Source organism: Chloroflexus sp. (assembly GCF_049970315.1).
Classification (GTDB): domain Bacteria; phylum Chloroflexota; class Chloroflexia; order Chloroflexales; family Chloroflexaceae; genus Chloroflexus.
Genome location: NZ_JBMFNE010000021.1, coordinates 1 through 15,893, shown reverse-complemented (window position 1 = coordinate 15,893; position 15,893 = coordinate 1). Strand labels below are relative to the sequence as shown.

Here is a 15,893-nt window from a genome sequence, read left to right as displayed (position 1 = left end):
ATGCGGTTTCCCATTCGTCTCAAATTACTAGGTGCATTAGCCATTGACCTTGTCTTGATGATGGTCTTAGGCTACTTTGCTACGCACCAAATGGCAACGATGAATGAACGTGCCGTCTTTATCGAGCGCCATACCATTCCTTCACTCGATACGGTTGGTGATATGGTAGCAGCGATCAATCGTTACCGTGCCCGCCAGCTCGAGTTCTTGATTTATACCAACCATGGCGACCGCGAGCGGTTACTGGAGCACATGCACGCTCTCGAGTACGAGATGGCCACTTATTTTACCACCTATCGCCCTTTGATTAGCTCTGCCCGCGAACAAGAGCACTTGGCGGCAGTCGAAGCAGCATGGCACGAGGTCGTGCAGGCCAACCACGGGCGATTTATTCCAGCCGTGCGCTTGGTGAGTGACGGTAGCGTCCAACCGTTCTATTCGCGGATGAACCCGTTTTATGAAAAGCTCGATCAGGCGATGACTGCATTGGTACAGGAGAATAAACAACAGGCCCGTGCCTCACTCGATGTAGTTGCCGCTAGTTATGAGGCTGCCCGTACCTTTATCTTGTTCGATACCGTGATGGCAATCATCATCTCGGCTGTAATCGGGCTATTCCTTTCAGCGCGGATTGCCCGCCGTTTACAACGACTGGCACAGGCGGCTCATCAAGTTGCTGCCGGTAATTTCGTCGGTGCGATTAATGAGCGTATCCGCGATGAAATCGGTGATCTGGCACAAGCGTTCGATCAGATGTTGGAAAGTCTGCGATCCCAACGTGCTGAATTGGAAGAACGTAACCGTGCCTTGCAAGATAGCCTTGCCCGTCAAGAACAATTAATGGCTGAAGTGATCCGCGGAAAACAGGCAGAAGCTGAGGCTGAACGAGCACGTGCAGCGGCTGAAGCAGCCAGCCAAGCCAAGAGTGCATTCCTTGCGACTATGAGCCACGAGCTGCGCACACCATTGAATGCGATCCTCGGGTATGCTCAATTACTCCATATCCAAAAGATTGTGCCCGATAGCCATATATCGTACCTCGAACGTATCCTGACTTCTGGCCGCCATCTGTTGTCGCTTATTAGTAACGTGCTCGACTTTGCCCGTATCGAACAAGGTGCGCTCGATCTTGATTATCGACCGGTGGAGGTGGCAGCTCTGGTTGAAGAGGTCGTGTCAATGACGTTGCCTTTGGCTCAACGTCATCACAATCGAATAGAAACAGATTGCCCACCCGAGATCGGCGTTATCAAGACCGATGACCGCCGATTACGGCAAGTGTTGATCAATCTGTTGAGCAATGCCGCAAAGTTTACCGAAGATGGTCTTATCCGGCTCGAAGTAACCGCCATCCAACACAACGGTCGAGACGGTCTGCGTTTTGCCGTCCATGATACCGGGATCGGTATTCCGCCCGACAAACAACACAAGCTCTTCCAGCCCTTTAGCCAAGTCGACGATTCGGTCACCCGCCGCTATGAAGGTACCGGCCTCGGCTTGGCGCTCAGCAAGCAGATCGTCGAAGCCCTCGGTGGCACCATTACCGTGCAGAGTACGGTGGGCGTTGGCTCGACCTTTTCCATCTGGATCCCGGTAGTTCCAGTGCCAACATCTTCGCGCGCATCGTTCTCAACTCCAATGCAACTCGCAGGAGATATCGCATGAGCTTTATTTTAGTTGTCGACGATAACTTCGATAATCGCCATATTCTCGGCCAAATGCTCAGTTTCAGCGGATTTCCCGTTGAGATGGCAGCAAATGCACTTACAGCAATTGACATCGCTCGCCAACGGCGTCCTAGTCTCATCTTAATGGATTTGTCGATGCCCGGACTTGATGGATGGACGGCTACCGAATACGTTAAAAACGACCCCGATCTCCGCGATATTCCGGTGGTCGCCGTCAGCGGTCACGTCACCCGCAATGACATTGAGCGGGCTAAGCGTGCCGGATGTGTAGAGTTTTTAGCCAAACCGATTGATTATGACCAGCTCGTGACCATTGCCCGTCGCTACGTCCAACACAACTCAACATAACTGACCAAAGTCGGAATGTACAGACCTCGGCGCGTTCTCGTTTGGGTAAATCTGAGGTACCATACCATCAGGGCGGTGGATCGTTCCCGTTATTACCACATTGCACCGCTCACAAGCGGTGTCTTGCCACGCTACGACGGCTACTCACACATCCTTCGCGCTTACAGTGCTTAGCAGTGCTAAGCCTAGAAGATGGTGGTATGGACTCTAACCTACTTCCGCTCATTACCTGCCCTCACCACCCTACTGTCACCTTAATGGTTGAGCAGATCGAGTATGCGACCGATGGCACTATCGAACGCGGTTATCTGCGCTGTCCACACTGTACGAGAAGGTATCCGATCACCGATGGAATTCTTGATGTGCTCGGTACCCAATGGCCCGCGAGTATCGCGCAATGGGTAAACGAAATGCCACCGGCGGCATGGGCGTATGAACGAACGTGGCGACCTCTCGCCCTCAGCCTCCTTAGCGGCGAGCAATTTCCGCTTGAACGCGAGCTACACCTGATCACCGAATTGGCCGGTGTCGAGCGTGGTGGCTTGATGATCGATGTGGGATGTAGTAATGGTCTGTATGCCCGAGCCTTGGCCCACGCTTGCCGTCACCACGGCGCAAACGGGTTTGTCGTCGGGATCGATCTTAGTCGCCCAATGTTACTTGAAGCTCGCACACGCGCCCGCGCGCAAAAGTTGAACATCAGCTTTATTCGCGCCAGTGCCCAAGCCTTACCGTTTGCCGATGGTTCGGCCAACGTATTGGTAATGGGTGGCTCCCTCAATGAAATCGGTGACGTCGCGGCTGCCTTAGCCGAATGGCATCGGGTGCTAACCCCTGACGGCCGTGGCGTGATGATGAGTCTGACTGCTTCCCCTACGCCCGTCGGGCGCTTGCTCCAATCACTGCTCAGTACCGGCGGCCTCCAATTCCCCACTATCACCGAACTTAACCAGGCGTTCGCCGACGCCGGCCTCTACGTGCGTGATCAATGGCAATACGGGATTGTGGTATTTAGTGTCGTGCAGGTATTTGACGAGATGGCCTAATTGTGTTATATTCACTACTGCTGCGCGGTGCCTGTAGCTCAATGGCAGAGCGCCTGACTGTGGATCAGGAAGTTGTGGGTTCGAGCCCCATCAGGCACCCCACAAATAAAGCCGGGTAAATAGCCCGGCTTTTCGTTCGTCATCCTATGGCTAAGACATCGTTTCCCTTCGCCAACGGTCGCGTCGTGCTGATGGACTCGATCTCGTACATTGATGAGAACGACCGCAACGCATGTATCATCAGTGGTTCACACGGCGGTGTTAGTTCGGCACGTTACGCACTTGCCATACCACCGGTTGGTGTCGTGTTTAACGATGCCGGAATTGGCAAAGATTACGCCGGTATTGCTGGCTTACACCTCCTCGATACAGCGCACATCCCGGCGATGGCTGTAGCCCATACCTCAGCTCGGATTGGCGATGCGACCGATACGTGGAACTGCGGCATCATCAGTGCTGTGAACCAAGCTGCCGCTGCCCGCGGTATTACGGTGGGTATGCATGTCCAAACTGCCACCGCCTACGTTCTGCAACGGCCAACCCCAACCTCGTAGGCAAAAACGATGCTCTTACCATCTACAACCTTTCAGATGCTGCTGGCCGCTACCACCCACTTTCCCCACTGGTACGCTCGTCTCCAAGCGTGGCAGAGCCAAGCCTACTCAAATCACCTCCATCTCGCCATTGTCCGTGAACCGTACCTGAGTCGCTTGCTAGCCGGTAGCAAACGGGTTGAGAGTCGCTTTGCACGCGACCGCCGTCCGCCTTTTGGGCGCGTACAACCGGGTGACATCCTCCTTCTCAAGCGCACCGGTGGTCCGCTCGCCGGTCTGGCCTTGGCCGAATATGCGCTGAGTCGTCCACTTACCGATCTCAATGAGGTTCGCATGGCATACGGTGATGATCTCGCTATTACCGATCCCCACTTCTGGCAACACTATGCCCATGCACGCTGCACGCTACCTCACCTTGATTTGGCTAGATGAGATCATCCCATTACCGGCCATTCCCCTACCACGCCATCACCGAAGCGGATGGGAGATCATCGAACGATGGTCGGGGTGAGCAGGGAACCGGTTTCGAGCCGGTATTGGCTTGACCAACATCCGTATTCCGTAGTATCGTTATTTTGTGAATAATTTCACCAGAAAGGAGGCCAACGATGCCTTCGTCCAACCAAACTGCACCACAACCGACTACTCGTCCGCGGGTTGTCATCGTTGGCGCTGGATTCGGCGGATTAGCCGCCGCTCGTACCCTCGCCAATGCATCGGTTGAGGTCTTGCTCATCAACCGTACCAACTATCACGGCTTCTGGCCGTTGCTTTACCAAGTTGCTACAGCGGGTCTTGAACCCGAATCAATTGCGTATCCGGTACGCGCCATCTTGCGTCGCTATCGCAACGCAAACTTTCTGCTTGCCGAAGTGCAGGGGGTCGACTTTACCCGCCGCTGTGTGCAGACCGATGTCGGCGCGATAAGCTACGATTACCTCATCTTGGCTGCGGGCAGTACGACCAATTTCTTTGGCAACGATCGGATCGCGCGTTATGCGTTGGGCATGAAAGACCTGGACGAAGCACAACGCCTACGCAATCACGTCCTTCTCTGCTGCGAGCGCGCCGCAGTCGAGAGTGACCCAGCACGGCGTGCTGCGTTACTGACCTTTGCCGTTGTTGGGGGTGGACCAACCGGGGTCGAGCTAGCCGGCGCTTTCATCGAGCTGATTCGACACGTCATTCGCCGCGATTATCCGATGCTCGATACCCGACAGGCCCGGGTTGTGCTGATTGAGGCGACCAACCATATCCTCGCTTCATTTCCCGAATCGCTCCAACATGCGGCACTACAACGCCTCCGGCAGATGGGGGTTGAGGTACGCCTCCAGACCCAAGTAGCCGACGCTCATCACGATGGCTTGACCTTCCGCGACGGCTCATTTTTGCCGGCTGCAACGGTCGTGTGGGCCGCCGGTGTGCGCGGCGCATCGCTCGCTGATGCGCTCGGCGTGACGCTCGGCCGTGGTGCACGTGTAGTCGTGACACCACACCTAACGTTGCCGGCGGACGAGCGAGTTTTTGTCATCGGCGATATGGCGTATTTGGAAGGATACCGTCCGGGTGTTGCCTATCCAATGGTCGCACCGGTTGCGATCCAAATGGGTGAACAGGCCGCTCGTAATATTATCGCCCAGCTCAACCATCAACCGATGCAGCCGTTTCACTACATCGATAAAGGGCAGATGGCAACGATCGGACGCAGTGCGGCCGTACTCGATGCCTTCGGTATCCAATTGAGTGGTTGGTTAGCTTGGGTTGGCTGGCTGTTTGTGCATCTCATGGCACTGGTCGGCTTCCGTAATCGAGTGTTGGTATTGCTGAATTGGGCGTATAGCTACTTTACCTATGACCGTGGGGTGCGCCTCATTTTTGGAGTTGGTGCCGAAAAGCAGCCTTTTGCTGTCGAATATGATGAGGTCAATGACAATTAATCATCTTCCCTACGAGGCGGGTTTTTCAACCCGCCTTGCCTCTCAAACTTATGTATCATCACGCTTACCCACCATGAAGACCGTGGTAGTATCGGATAGCGCATCCCATGCCAACCGTCCCTCTTGTTTATCCAACATTAACAACACTGCTGTAACCAGATACGGTGGCATACTCGCGTTAAAATACGAACCTGCTGTAATGTTTACCAGTAAAAACAGTGCCAATGCCGCACTCTGCCGTACCCCCTTACCGGTCAACATGCTTATCGCAACAATCACCTGCCCTATCGTCAAAATCCACGCAATCGGGCGATAAAACGGTATCGCAAAATAGCGCAGATACGCGGCACTAAAGCTGTTGGGATCGATCTCGGTTAATCGTTGCTCGAAATGCTCACGCATGATCGGCGTGGTTGTCCAACCACGTGTAATTTTATGGTAAGCTCCGTAAGCAAATGTCGCCCCAAACGCATAGCGTAGTACCACTATTCCGATGCGTACTGCCCGTCGCAAAGCTAGAGCGCGATTATTCATCGCAACCACTCCTGTGTCGTCCCAGAGAGACCGGATTGTACGAAACAGCCGCCGGGCTGATACCAACCGTCGCTCCTACCTCCGATGCTCGGCTTACGTAACAGGAACGGTTGCCGGTGACTGCTGTTTCAAGTATAGCACTTTCTTGTAAAAATTGTGTTTATATGTCATCACTGTACCAAAAAAAGCCGACAGGGAGACAGCCACATTCCTTTTCCCACCAACAGCACGTTCTCGTAGTTCGATTCACGGTAAACAACTCACTCCCGGCCAACAGCGCCGGTCGAGATCCCAATCGTATCCGATACCGGTATCGAACCATTCCGTTTTGGTCTCGCACAGCGCAGCGAATCGTTCATCGGTAATGAAGGTGGTTGCAACCATGTAATGGTCATCCCAGATCTTCTGATCACGTGCACTGGTGCATGTGCCACCGATGTAACCACCGAGCGACACAGCGTTCAATTGCAACTCCGGCACTGTGCGAAAGCGGATGCCGGTATGGTGCATTTTTAACACCCCGTTGATCCATAACTTGATCTCACCGTCGGCTTGATCAGGTGTATTGCGCTTCATCATCATGTGAAAATCGATCCATTGACCACTAGTGATGTAAGTCGGTTCACCGATGTTTTGGCGGAACTTCTCGCCGTAACCGGTCGGTTGATCGAGATGGTAACAATACAACACCGGTTCACTGCGCGTATTGACACCCTCGGCATCAAAACAACGCCTCATCATAGACCGGTTGTCATACCAGCAGTTTGGCATCATTTGTAGGAAGCAGCTCACCTCATTAGTGCCGTTTGGTCGTTCCCCCGCCGGCAATGTGTAAGTGATCGGGTTGTGGGCATAGATCGAGAAGGCCTTCGATTCACAAGTGAATTGGTAGCCGGGTTCGTATTGGCGATAAAATCGCCAATAGTAGACATCGCTGCGCGGTAGTGCAAATTTGAACGCCGTTTGTGGTTCATGAGTGCCGGCCAGATTCTGAAATTGCTGGACAAATTGGCCGCGTGGCGCCGATGCCATCGCTACCCGACTAACATTGTTGGGATAACTTTGATACACACGATTGGGTAAGTACGGCGCCAGTACTGATCCGCTATTGCCCCGGTTGGTCAATTGATACCAATGCTCTCGTTCGAGACCGGTAGCAAAGACTACACCGTCATTCGGTCGAAATGCGCATGGATCGGTGCTCGGCGGCGGTGTGGCCGTCACCTTCTCGTTCATAATGCAATGCATGGTAGGTAGACGTTCACTCCACTTGGTGACGATGTTGGCGCCGGAGTGACCGTTCCGGATGGTACACCGTTTACCGTCAATTCGATCACCAGTTGATCCAATGCGCTTTCGTTGCTGTTGTTGTCGGCTTGGTAGCGAATGAAGAGATGGCGCTCGTCATCGATGACCTCTACCGGCGACAGCGGGATTCCCAACGACCATGTCGTCCAACGCCACGTTTGCCCGTTTGTGTTGTCACCAAGAAGATACCACTGACCGGTCTGCACATTGCGGACTTCCCACCACCAGCGCTGCTCGCTTGCCGTTGGGCCGCGCCAGTTGACCAGTAGTCCCATCTCGTTGACCGCAGTCAGCGCAACGCTGACCGGCACGGTGTACGTCAAGATGCTCTCGTGACCGGTTGCAGCACCGGTGATTCCGAATCGCATATACGCCGTTTCCGGTTCCCAAGCCCACTCATTTAGTTCAGCGTCGTGTAATGCTGCTAATTGACCGATACGTTCCCCGCGTATCGTTTCTAGTTCGCTCGGCACAACGACCAAAGTTACTGCCGCTTGCCCGGCCTCAGTTGACCAATTGCTTACCACGATCAACGTAACTAACCACCCGCCGATAAATACGAATATCCGGTACAATTGCCAAATCGATGATGGGTTACTCATACCGGCTTTTTTATATAACAACATGACCACTCTGCATTGTTTCTACTTATACCACACTACACTACACCACTCGACAATTAATGTTTGATGAGAAAGTGCCGGTCACCATCGCATTTCCGGTATCATGCCGGATGAGGACAGGATTCGAGATCATTGTATGAGGAACTATGCTCGTGCGACGTATTATTATCATTGTTGGAGTTGTCATCATCCTTTTCTTAAGCGGCGTTGCGATCTATGTCTTCCGTCCGCCAGAGGCGGCCAGTGGCCCTCTTGAAGCTATCCCGATCGTCGTACCGACCACCATCCCAACTGCTACCTCAGCAGTCGCTGCGTTACCGACTCCAACTGTCGATTCAATCCCAAGTACAGCCGACCCAACGACTGTTGCCCCGACAACAGTCGCTAGTCAACCGACACTACAGATCTTTGCCATCGACCAGAATCGCTCGGAAGCCCGCTTCCTAATCGATGAGGTATTGCGTGGGCAGCCGGTGACAGTGGTCGGCGTCACTAATCAGGTGGCCGGTCAGATCGCCCTCGATCCAAATGTGCCGAGCGCAGCGCAAGTAGGGGTCATTCAGATTAATGCACGTACCTTAGCTACCGACAACGAGTTTCGCAATCGGGCAATTAAAAATGCTATTCTGCGCACTAATCAATTTGAACTCATCACATTTACCCCACGCATAATCAATGGCTTACCCGAGAGTGTTACCATCGGTGTGCCGTTTGAATTTACCATTGAAGGAGATTTAACCATCACCGATGTCACGCGGCCGGTCACATTTACGGTGACGGTAACCCCGATCAGCCCCACCGAGATCAGCGGTCTCGCCCAGACAACGATACTCTACCGGGATTTCAATCTTACGATCCCCGACTCCCCAGCGGTTGATACGGTCGCCGATGAAGTCCGGTTAGAGCTAGAGTTTGTTGCCACTCTGATCGGCTAATTGACGGTCTATCGCGCAATCATTATAATAACGCGAGTTTTAGTAGTATCAAGGCAGGAGCAAACGATGAGCGTACAAAGCACTCGTGGCCGGCGAGTCAAGACTGCAAAAACCAATAACCTGCTGTATTTGTATATAGCAGTCGGTGTGGTTGTAGTTGTAGCGATCACGGCACTGGTAGTGATACTTACCCGCAATACCGCCGAAGTTACCACACCAACCGCGCCGGTTGGGCGTACTGAGGATGGATTTTACTACAAGGGTAATCCCGATGCACCGGTAAAAGTGATTGCCTTTGAAGATTACCAGTGTCCCGGCTGTGCGTTCTTTACACGCAATCTCGAACCAATCCTCGAACGCGACTACATCAATACCGGGAAAGTGCAGTTTATCTATCACGAACTGCCACTCACCAATATTCATCCCAATGCCCTACCGGCTGCCGAAGCGGCTCGTTGTGCCGGTGATCAAGGCAAGTTCTGGGAAATGCACGGCCAGCTCTTTGCGAACCAGAGTATCTGGTCACAACTAAATTCACCGTTGAATACCTTTAGTGGTTACGCCGGCATTATCGGGATCGACCGCGCAGTGTTCGATTCATGTATGCAGGCCGGTACTCACCGCGAAGCCATCTTGGCTGCTGCTCAATCGGCAGCCGAACTTGGCGTGCAAGCGACCCCATCGTTTAGCGTCAACGGTCAGATCGTTGACTCGAACCGTCTGTTTACGGCAATCGACGCAGCACTACGTGCAGCTGGTCGTTAACTATAACGTCTGACTACGGGAGTGAAGCGAAGTATCGACTGCGGCAGGGCCGCCCTGCGTCCTAGCAGTGTGGACTGCGGCAGTCTCACTGCCGCCAATTGACGACCTGCCGTTTCCGGCCTATAATGAGCCGGTTTTTCAACATCGTGAGGGGTACTGTCGCCGTGCAAAACCAAAATCTGTCTGCACTCATTTTGATTATCGTTGTCTTGGGGTTAACTCTTGCTATCAACTTCGCCCCCAACAACAACTTCCTTGGCCGTGACGTCAGCGTCCGCCTTGGTCTCGACCTGCAAGGTGGGATTCAAGTCTTATTGCGTGCGGCCGATCCAAATGCCACTGCTGAACAGATCGCTACCGCTGCCGGTGTGATCGAGCAGCGTGTCAATGCACTCGGTGTCGGTGAAACGGTTGTCCAACGCGCCGGTAACGATCGAATCATTGTCGAACTGCCCGGCGTCGCTAATCCCGAACAGGCGATTGAAACCTTACGCGGCACCGGACGACTTGAGTTCATCGACTCGCAAGGCCAATATCTGGCTGAGGGCACTATCGTCCGCACGTCGAACAGTCCTAATCCGCCGCAATTGCTCGAAACTGATACCATAACCGACCCCAACAGCCTTGGTCCGATCTACCAGAGTATTACCGATGGCGCCGACCTTGATACGGGAGCCGTCCAACCCACTTTCTCGCAAGGTAGCACGCTTGGCAGCCGCCCCGCCGTCTCGTTTGCCTTCCGTGGCGCTTCGGCTCAGCGGCTGGCTTCGTTTACCGCCGCTAATGTCGGCAAACCAATGTGCATCGTGCTGGATAATGTGGTAGTGAGCTGCCCGGTGATCAATGCGGCCCTAACCGACGGTTCAGGCGTGATCGAAGTGACGACTGAAGCCGAGCGTAATCAGATTTTTAATAAGTTAAAGTACGGCGCTTTACCGGTACCGCTGGTGGTCGAGACGAGCCGTACCGTGACCGCCACGCTTGGTCAAGAGAGTGTCTCTGCGAGTGTTGTGGCCGGTATCATCGGGCTATCGGTGGTCGCAATCTTTATGATCCTCTTTTACCGCGGCCCTGGCCTGATTGCGACCATCGCTTTGCTGATCTACACGACCATCAGCTTCGCTATTTACCGACTCATCCCAGTGACGCTCACCCTACCGGGTATTGCCGGCTTTATCCTCTCGATCGGTTTGGCCGTCGATGCCAATGTGCTGATCTTTGCGCGTCTGCGCGAAGAGTACCGCCGCGGTCGCGATATTCGCAATGCGCTTGAGTTGGCGTTTGTCGAATCTTGGCCGGCTATTCGTGACTCGAGCGTTTCAACGTTGATCACCAGTGTTGTGTTGTTTATGTTCGGCAACAGCTTCGGTGTTAGCTTGATCAAGGGCTTTGCCCTAACCCTGGGATTGGGTATTGTCATCAGCTTGTTCACCGCTGTTATCGTCACCCGTACCTTTATGCGCTTAGTGTTACCGTTGTTTAGCGATGAACGGGCATGGTGGTTTGGTGTTGACCGGCGTAGTCCAGAACCGGCGGTAACGGTAGCGTCGTAGCTGCACCGATTTCCAACGGAGTGAACCGAGCTAACTAGCGGAGTAATGTCTATATGGAATATCTTGTTCGCCGTCGCTACTGGTGGTTTGCCTTTTCACTACTGGTAATTTTGCCAGGCCTTTACATGCTTTTCTTGCATCCGCTCATTACCACCGGACGGTTTAGCATTGGGTTGAAGCCGAGCATTGATTTTGCCGGTGGCGCACTATGGGAACTGCGCTTTCCCGATACAGCGCCGGAGACACTTACTACCGATCGGATCGCACAGGCGTTTGCCACTGCCGGTTTTGAGAACGCCCAAGTCCAACTGAGTCCAACCGTTATCAATGGGCAAACGGTAGCCGCAGCCCTGGTCCGCACTCGTCCGCTCAGTGAGTCGGATCCCAATAGTGAAATCGAGGCCGTTACGAACGCATTGACCACAACGTTTGGTACGGTCAGCCGTGAACGCCTCGAAAGCGTTGGCCCCACCGTAAGCGCTGAATCGACACGCAGCGCCGTAATCGCCGTGATCGGTGCTTCACTGGTGATCTTGCTGTACTTGACATGGGCGTTCCGTAAAGCGCCCCATCCGGTGCGCTACGGCGTCTGTGCATTGATTTCAATGCTGCACGATGTACTCGTAGTACTCGGTACCGCCGCTATTCTCGGTGCTACTATCGGGCTAGAAGTGGATGCCCTCTTTTTAACTGCCCTGCTCACCACGTTGAGCTTTTCGGTGCATGATACCATTGTGGTATTCGACCGCATTCGTGAGAATCTGCTTAATCGCCACCCTGCTGAAACGTTTGATGATATTGTCAATCACAGTCTTGTCCAGACACTGCCACGCTCGATCAATACCCAATTGACGACGTTCTTTACGCTGACTGCACTACTCCTTTTTGGCGGTGATACCATTCGTAATTTCGTTTTGATCTTGTTGATCGGGTTAATCAGCGGCACCTATTCATCGATCTTCAACGCTGCCCAGCTCTTGGTCGTTTGGGAACACCGCGAATGGCGGAACTGGTTTGGTCGCGGTCGCCGCGACGAAGCTGCTCAAGCAGCGTGATCATAGGCTGATACCGCATCAATGAAAATGAGGGGCAGGTTTTTCATCTGCCCCCTGATATTGTTACGCTTCTACCTTCACCCCTCGCCAAAACGCAATATAACCAGCAATTTGCTTGGCTGCCTCCTTTGGCGCCGGATAATACCACGCCGCATCGCGATTTACCTCACCGTTCACCACGACATCGTAATAGCTGGCCGTCCCTTTCCAAGAACACACGGTATGTGTTTGGCTCTCACGCAGATACTCGCGCCGCACCGAATCAGGCGGAAAGTAGTGATTCCCTTCAACGACAATTGTTGCATCGCTTTCGGCAATGATCGCACCATTCCAAATTGCTCGTGGCATCCAACCCTCCTCAATACAATGCATACTTCCCATGAGCATTATGACTCGATTCACGCATCTTTTGCCCTACCAAAACGGTTTATTTATAGACACGATGAGTTGATCGCCACGGTGCAGCACTCACCAATATTGCCGAAGACACCATGATCGACGATACTATTCGCTACTATATCGGGTTTAACTTGACACCGGGAATTGGCCCACTGCGACTGAGCCGCCTGATCGAGCGATGTGGTTCGGTGGCTGCGGCCTGGCATGCCGACGAAGCCACCCTGGTAGCCGCCGGTCTTGATGCACGGAGTATTGCCAACCTACGCACTGCCCGCCAAACCCTTGATCTCGACGCCGAGTTGGCACGTCTGCGGGCGAACGGCATCACCCCACTGGCAATTACCGATCCGGCCTATCCACCCTTACTACGAATGATCGCTGCCCCACCCCCATTGCTGTATGTGCGTGGGACAATGACTGCCTCGGATCAACGAGCCATCGCCATTGTTGGTACACGCCATCCTACACCCTACGGACGGGAAGTGACACGACGCTTGGCGCGCGATTTAGCGGTCGCCGGTATCACGATTGTCAGCGGCTTAGCCTTGGGTATCGATACAATTGCCCACACTGCGGCTCTCGAAGCCGGTGGGCGCACCCTAGCCGTGTTAGCCTGCGGCGCTGACCGCGTGTATCCAGAACGGAATCGCACCCTCGCCGAGCAGATCGTTTCTGCCGGTGCCCTGATCAGCGATTACCCGCTCGGCACGCCACCGGCACCGCTCAACTTTCCACCGCGTAATCGGATTATTGCCGGCTTAAGCCTGGCAACACTGGTTGTAGAAGCACGTGAAGACAGTGGTGCGCTCATCACCGTGCAATTCGCCCTCGATCAAGGGCGTGACGTGATGGCAGTTCCAGGGTCGATCTTCAACCCGCTGAGTGCCGGTCCTCATCGGTTGATCCGCGAGGGTGCGGCTATTATCACCAGCGCGCAGGATGTGCTTGCCGTGCTCAACCTCGAAGGACGCAGTGATCTCCACGAACCACCGCTTGAGTTAGCACTTACGGCTGAGGAAGAGGCCATCTACCGCGTGGTCGAAAGTGAACCGCAGCATATTGATGTCATTGGGCGTGCTGCCGGACAGGCAGCCGCAACAACGGCAGCGGCATTAGCGTTACTAGAACTGAAAGGACTTGTACGGCAAGTCGCACCACTCTACTATGCACGGGGTCGCTAAGACGTGCTACTGCTGAACCTGCTGTGACCGCTTCACCTGTCCAGCCTTGCCTGGCACGTTATGGCGCTGAAACGCGATATTGCTGAACCTGCCTGTAACGCCTCATCACCAATCAAACGTAGCTTCAGGACGGTCGGCGAATGCATCGACCAACATCCGGCGTGTGCGGTTGAGTAATGGTGGTAGATGGTCGGGCGCAAAAAAGCCAACGTTAACGTTCTCGTGACCGGCTTGTTGCAATTCACCGCCGACGATCCGCGCTGCAAAAAAGATGGCTAAAATCTGTGATTGGTCACCGTTAGGATAGCTCCATGCGAAATCGGAACCACTGTAGATACCGATCAACTTAAATGGCGCTAAAATCAGACCGGTCTCTTCCTGTACTTCGCGGACTAAAGCCCGCGCCGGTGATTCATCGAGGCTAATCGTCCCACCCGGCACATCCCACAACATCACATCGGCCCGCCGGCACAACAAGATACGGCCCGTTTCATCACGAACAAAGCCACTCGCCCGTACCTGTAAAATTCGTTGGTGGCCGACGTAGCTCCGTAGCCAGCGCGTATATTTGACGGTCATACCCGACTCCTTATGTGTATGACACCGCCATTATACCATTACTCAACCAAAACGCCGGCACAATCATCCCTTCCCCCTCAACCAAGCCGTCAATGCCTGACTCTGCGGTCGGTCAATCAAGCGTACACGACTCAATCGGCGCTGGATCATCAAACTCGGGATGCGTAGAATTGTCAACCGACCGGCAATAATCTCCATCTGGATAGCCACCTTCGAGACAATGCTCAACCCCAAGCCGGCACTGACCGCATGCTTCACCGCTTCAGTACTCCCCAACTCCATCACCGACTGTACTGTAATCCCCCGCTCGGCCAGTGCTTGCTCCATCACCTCGCGCGTCCCCGAACCTGGTTCACGTAAGACAAACGGTGCCCCAATAATGTCGGCCTCGGTCAGATGAGCACGACGGGCCAGTGGGTGATCAGGCGCTGCGATCACCACCAACTCATCGTCACGCCATGGCGTAATATGTAACCGTTCGTCTGGCGTAACCGGCCCCTCAACATACGCCACTTCAATGCGATACTCCAGCAGATGCTCCATGATCTGCTGGGTGTTCCCAATGTCGAGGAATAACTCAATCCCTGGATACTGGCGATGATAGGCTCCGAGCAACGGCGGTAAGAGATAGGTACCGATCGTACTACTTGCACCAATCGCCAACCGACCTCGTTGCAAACCGCGTAGTTCGTTCAGCGACTCGATAGCCAGCCGTTCGTGAGCAAAGATGCGCCGAGCGTGTTCACCGAGAATAGCCCCGGCATCGGTTGGAGCAACACCACGCGGTCTCCGTTCAAGCAGTACCGTCCCTAATTGGCGCTCTAATTCTTGTACGGCCCGCGACACTGCCGATTGACTCATCGTCAGCGCTTCTGCCGCACGAGTAAAGCTACCATGGTCGAGGACAGCTACGTAGATGCGCAGCAGATGAAGGTTGAGCGTCAAGCCCTCCTCCTTAGAATCTATTGCAGTTGAGAGAGAATTGTCGCTATTCTACCATACCATGGTGCAGTTCATACCGTGCACACAAGCTTCTTTGCTGTTGATGACAAGGCTGTCTAGAAGCTGTCTCATACAGCGAGTGCCGCGCCCAATCCCCTTCCCGGTCATGTCGAGCGAAGCGAGACATCTTCAACAACATCATCTCAAGCATCGTGAGACGGATGGTAAGATTGCTCGCTGCGCTCGAAATGACAATGGTGGAGGGGCAAAGAGGGGGCCGCCGGGCCTGGTCATAGCAAGTACTACGCATCATCCCCTTCCCGGTCATATCTCGTTCCGCGCCATCCACTCACCTGTCATGTCGAGCGACCGGTCATATCTCGTTCCGCGCCATCCACTCACCTGTCATGTCGAGCGAAGCGAGACATCTTCAACAACATCATCTC

At 54.0% G+C, this 15,893-nt stretch carries 17 protein-coding genes and 1 tRNA gene; 12 read left to right on the top strand and 6 right to left on the bottom strand.

Annotation, left to right across the window (positions count from 1 at the left end):
* The 7 genes from ACP5OT_RS13540 to ACP5OT_RS13510 all read left to right on the top strand — a co-directional run bounded on the left by ACP5OT_RS13540 (position 1) and on the right by ACP5OT_RS13510 (position 5,573).
* The gene (locus ACP5OT_RS13540; protein WP_424676076.1) at positions 1-1,665 is read left to right on the top strand and encodes a sensor histidine kinase; all 1,665 of its coding nucleotides are present in this window, start codon (positions 1-3) and stop codon (positions 1,663-1,665) included.
* The gene (locus ACP5OT_RS13535) at positions 1,662-2,036 is read left to right on the top strand and encodes a response regulator (RefSeq protein ID WP_424676075.1); all 375 of its coding nucleotides are present in this window, start codon (positions 1,662-1,664) and stop codon (positions 2,034-2,036) included. The genes ACP5OT_RS13540 and ACP5OT_RS13535 overlap by 4 nt, the downstream gene beginning before the upstream one ends.
* Before the next feature lie 200 nt (positions 2,037-2,236).
* Positions 2,237-3,082 carry a methyltransferase domain-containing protein gene (locus ACP5OT_RS13530; RefSeq protein WP_424676074.1) on the top strand — a complete coding sequence of 282 codons (846 nt, stop codon included), beginning with the start codon at positions 2,237-2,239 and terminating at the stop codon, positions 3,080-3,082.
* 27 nt (positions 3,083-3,109) lie between these two features.
* A tRNA-His gene (locus tag ACP5OT_RS13525) sits at positions 3,110-3,184 on the top strand.
* Between the two features lie 44 nt (positions 3,185-3,228).
* Positions 3,229-3,636, top strand: coding sequence for a hypothetical protein (locus tag ACP5OT_RS13520; RefSeq protein WP_424676073.1), 408 nt, complete (start codon positions 3,229-3,231; stop codon positions 3,634-3,636).
* Between the two features lie 9 nt (positions 3,637-3,645).
* Positions 3,646-4,068 carry an ASCH domain-containing protein gene (locus tag ACP5OT_RS13515; RefSeq protein ID WP_428132406.1) on the top strand — a complete coding sequence of 141 codons (423 nt, stop codon included), beginning with the start codon at positions 3,646-3,648 and terminating at the stop codon, positions 4,066-4,068.
* Between the two features lie 176 nt (positions 4,069-4,244).
* A complete protein-coding gene (locus ACP5OT_RS13510) occupies positions 4,245-5,573 on the top strand; it encodes an NAD(P)/FAD-dependent oxidoreductase (protein ID WP_428112902.1) in 1,329 nt (442 codons plus the stop codon).
* Between the two features lie 48 nt (positions 5,574-5,621).
* Here ACP5OT_RS13510 and ACP5OT_RS13505 read toward each other — a convergent pair whose 3' ends face one another.
* From ACP5OT_RS13505 to ACP5OT_RS13495, 3 genes are all read right to left on the bottom strand, one after another.
* Positions 5,622-6,107, bottom strand: a complete 486-nt coding sequence (locus ACP5OT_RS13505; RefSeq protein WP_428112900.1) for a MauE/DoxX family redox-associated membrane protein — start codon at positions 6,105-6,107, stop codon at positions 5,622-5,624.
* Positions 6,108-6,353: 246 nt separating this feature from the next.
* Positions 6,354-7,343, bottom strand: a complete 990-nt coding sequence (locus ACP5OT_RS13500; protein ID WP_424676069.1) for a polysaccharide lyase — start codon at positions 7,341-7,343, stop codon at positions 6,354-6,356.
* Positions 7,340-8,017 (bottom strand): hypothetical protein, encoded by a 678-nt coding sequence (locus ACP5OT_RS13495; RefSeq protein ID WP_424676068.1) that lies wholly within the window; start codon positions 8,015-8,017, stop codon positions 7,340-7,342. The genes ACP5OT_RS13500 and ACP5OT_RS13495 overlap by 4 nt, the downstream gene beginning before the upstream one ends.
* A gap of 167 nt (positions 8,018-8,184) precedes the next feature.
* Here ACP5OT_RS13495 and ACP5OT_RS13490 point away from each other — a divergent pair, with 167 nt between their 5' ends.
* The 4 genes from ACP5OT_RS13490 (at position 8,185) to secF (ending at position 12,346) form a co-directional block, all read left to right on the top strand.
* Positions 8,185-8,973 carry a YceI family protein gene (locus tag ACP5OT_RS13490; RefSeq protein WP_424676067.1) on the top strand — a complete coding sequence of 263 codons (789 nt, stop codon included), beginning with the start codon at positions 8,185-8,187 and terminating at the stop codon, positions 8,971-8,973.
* A gap of 66 nt (positions 8,974-9,039) precedes the next feature.
* On the top strand, positions 9,040-9,738 hold the full coding sequence (locus ACP5OT_RS13485) for a DsbA family protein (protein WP_428112896.1): 699 nt from the start codon (positions 9,040-9,042) through the stop codon (positions 9,736-9,738).
* 164 nt (positions 9,739-9,902) lie between these two features.
* A complete protein-coding gene (gene secD / locus ACP5OT_RS13480) occupies positions 9,903-11,291 on the top strand; it encodes a protein translocase subunit SecD (RefSeq protein ID WP_424676065.1) in 1,389 nt (462 codons plus the stop codon).
* A gap of 53 nt (positions 11,292-11,344) precedes the next feature.
* Positions 11,345-12,346: a protein translocase subunit SecF gene (gene secF / locus ACP5OT_RS13475; RefSeq protein ID WP_424676064.1), complete on the top strand. Its 1,002-nt coding sequence runs from the start codon at positions 11,345-11,347 to the stop codon at positions 12,344-12,346.
* Between the two features lie 63 nt (positions 12,347-12,409).
* Here the strand turns inward: secF and ACP5OT_RS13470 are convergent, their stop codons facing one another.
* A complete protein-coding gene (locus ACP5OT_RS13470) occupies positions 12,410-12,694 on the bottom strand; it encodes a DUF427 domain-containing protein (RefSeq protein ID WP_424676063.1) in 285 nt (94 codons plus the stop codon).
* 143 nt (positions 12,695-12,837) lie between these two features.
* Here ACP5OT_RS13470 and dprA point away from each other — a divergent pair, with 143 nt between their 5' ends.
* Positions 12,838-13,926, top strand: coding sequence for a DNA-processing protein DprA (gene dprA, locus ACP5OT_RS13465; protein ID WP_424676062.1), 1,089 nt, complete (start codon positions 12,838-12,840; stop codon positions 13,924-13,926).
* A gap of 105 nt (positions 13,927-14,031) precedes the next feature.
* Here the strand turns inward: dprA and ACP5OT_RS13460 are convergent, their stop codons facing one another.
* Together ACP5OT_RS13460 and ACP5OT_RS13455 are read right to left on the bottom strand one after the other, a co-directional pair.
* Positions 14,032-14,505 (bottom strand): NUDIX domain-containing protein, encoded by a 474-nt coding sequence (locus ACP5OT_RS13460; RefSeq protein ID WP_424676061.1) that lies wholly within the window; start codon positions 14,503-14,505, stop codon positions 14,032-14,034.
* Positions 14,506-14,568: 63 nt separating this feature from the next.
* The gene (locus ACP5OT_RS13455; RefSeq protein WP_424676060.1) at positions 14,569-15,450 is read right to left on the bottom strand and encodes a LysR family transcriptional regulator; all 882 of its coding nucleotides are present in this window, start codon (positions 15,448-15,450) and stop codon (positions 14,569-14,571) included.
* Between the last annotated feature and the right edge of the window lie 443 nt (positions 15,451-15,893).

Coding starts and splice junctions, on each gene's coding strand:
- ACP5OT_RS13540 (WP_424676076.1), top strand. CDS start 1: ATGCGGTTTCCCATTCGTCTCAAATTACTAGGTGCATTAGCCATTGAC.
- ACP5OT_RS13535 (WP_424676075.1), top strand. CDS start 1,662: ATGAGCTTTATTTTAGTTGTCGACGATAACTTCGATAATCGCCATATT.
- ACP5OT_RS13530 (WP_424676074.1), top strand. CDS start 2,237: ATGGACTCTAACCTACTTCCGCTCATTACCTGCCCTCACCACCCTACT.
- ACP5OT_RS13520 (WP_424676073.1), top strand. CDS start 3,229: ATGGCTAAGACATCGTTTCCCTTCGCCAACGGTCGCGTCGTGCTGATG.
- ACP5OT_RS13515 (WP_428132406.1), top strand. CDS start 3,646: ATGCTCTTACCATCTACAACCTTTCAGATGCTGCTGGCCGCTACCACC.
- ACP5OT_RS13510 (WP_428112902.1), top strand. CDS start 4,245: ATGCCTTCGTCCAACCAAACTGCACCACAACCGACTACTCGTCCGCGG.
- ACP5OT_RS13505 (WP_428112900.1), bottom strand. CDS start 6,107: ATGAATAATCGCGCTCTAGCTTTGCGACGGGCAGTACGCATCGGAATA.
- ACP5OT_RS13500 (WP_424676069.1), bottom strand. CDS start 7,343: ATGAACGAGAAGGTGACGGCCACACCGCCGCCGAGCACCGATCCATGC.
- ACP5OT_RS13495 (WP_424676068.1), bottom strand. CDS start 8,017: ATGAGTAACCCATCATCGATTTGGCAATTGTACCGGATATTCGTATTT.
- ACP5OT_RS13490 (WP_424676067.1), top strand. CDS start 8,185: ATGCTCGTGCGACGTATTATTATCATTGTTGGAGTTGTCATCATCCTT.
- ACP5OT_RS13485 (WP_428112896.1), top strand. CDS start 9,040: ATGAGCGTACAAAGCACTCGTGGCCGGCGAGTCAAGACTGCAAAAACC.
- secF (WP_424676064.1), top strand. CDS start 11,345: ATGGAATATCTTGTTCGCCGTCGCTACTGGTGGTTTGCCTTTTCACTA.
- ACP5OT_RS13470 (WP_424676063.1), bottom strand. CDS start 12,694: ATGCCACGAGCAATTTGGAATGGTGCGATCATTGCCGAAAGCGATGCA.
- dprA (WP_424676062.1), top strand. CDS start 12,838: ATGATCGACGATACTATTCGCTACTATATCGGGTTTAACTTGACACCG.
- ACP5OT_RS13460 (WP_424676061.1), bottom strand. CDS start 14,505: ATGACCGTCAAATATACGCGCTGGCTACGGAGCTACGTCGGCCACCAA.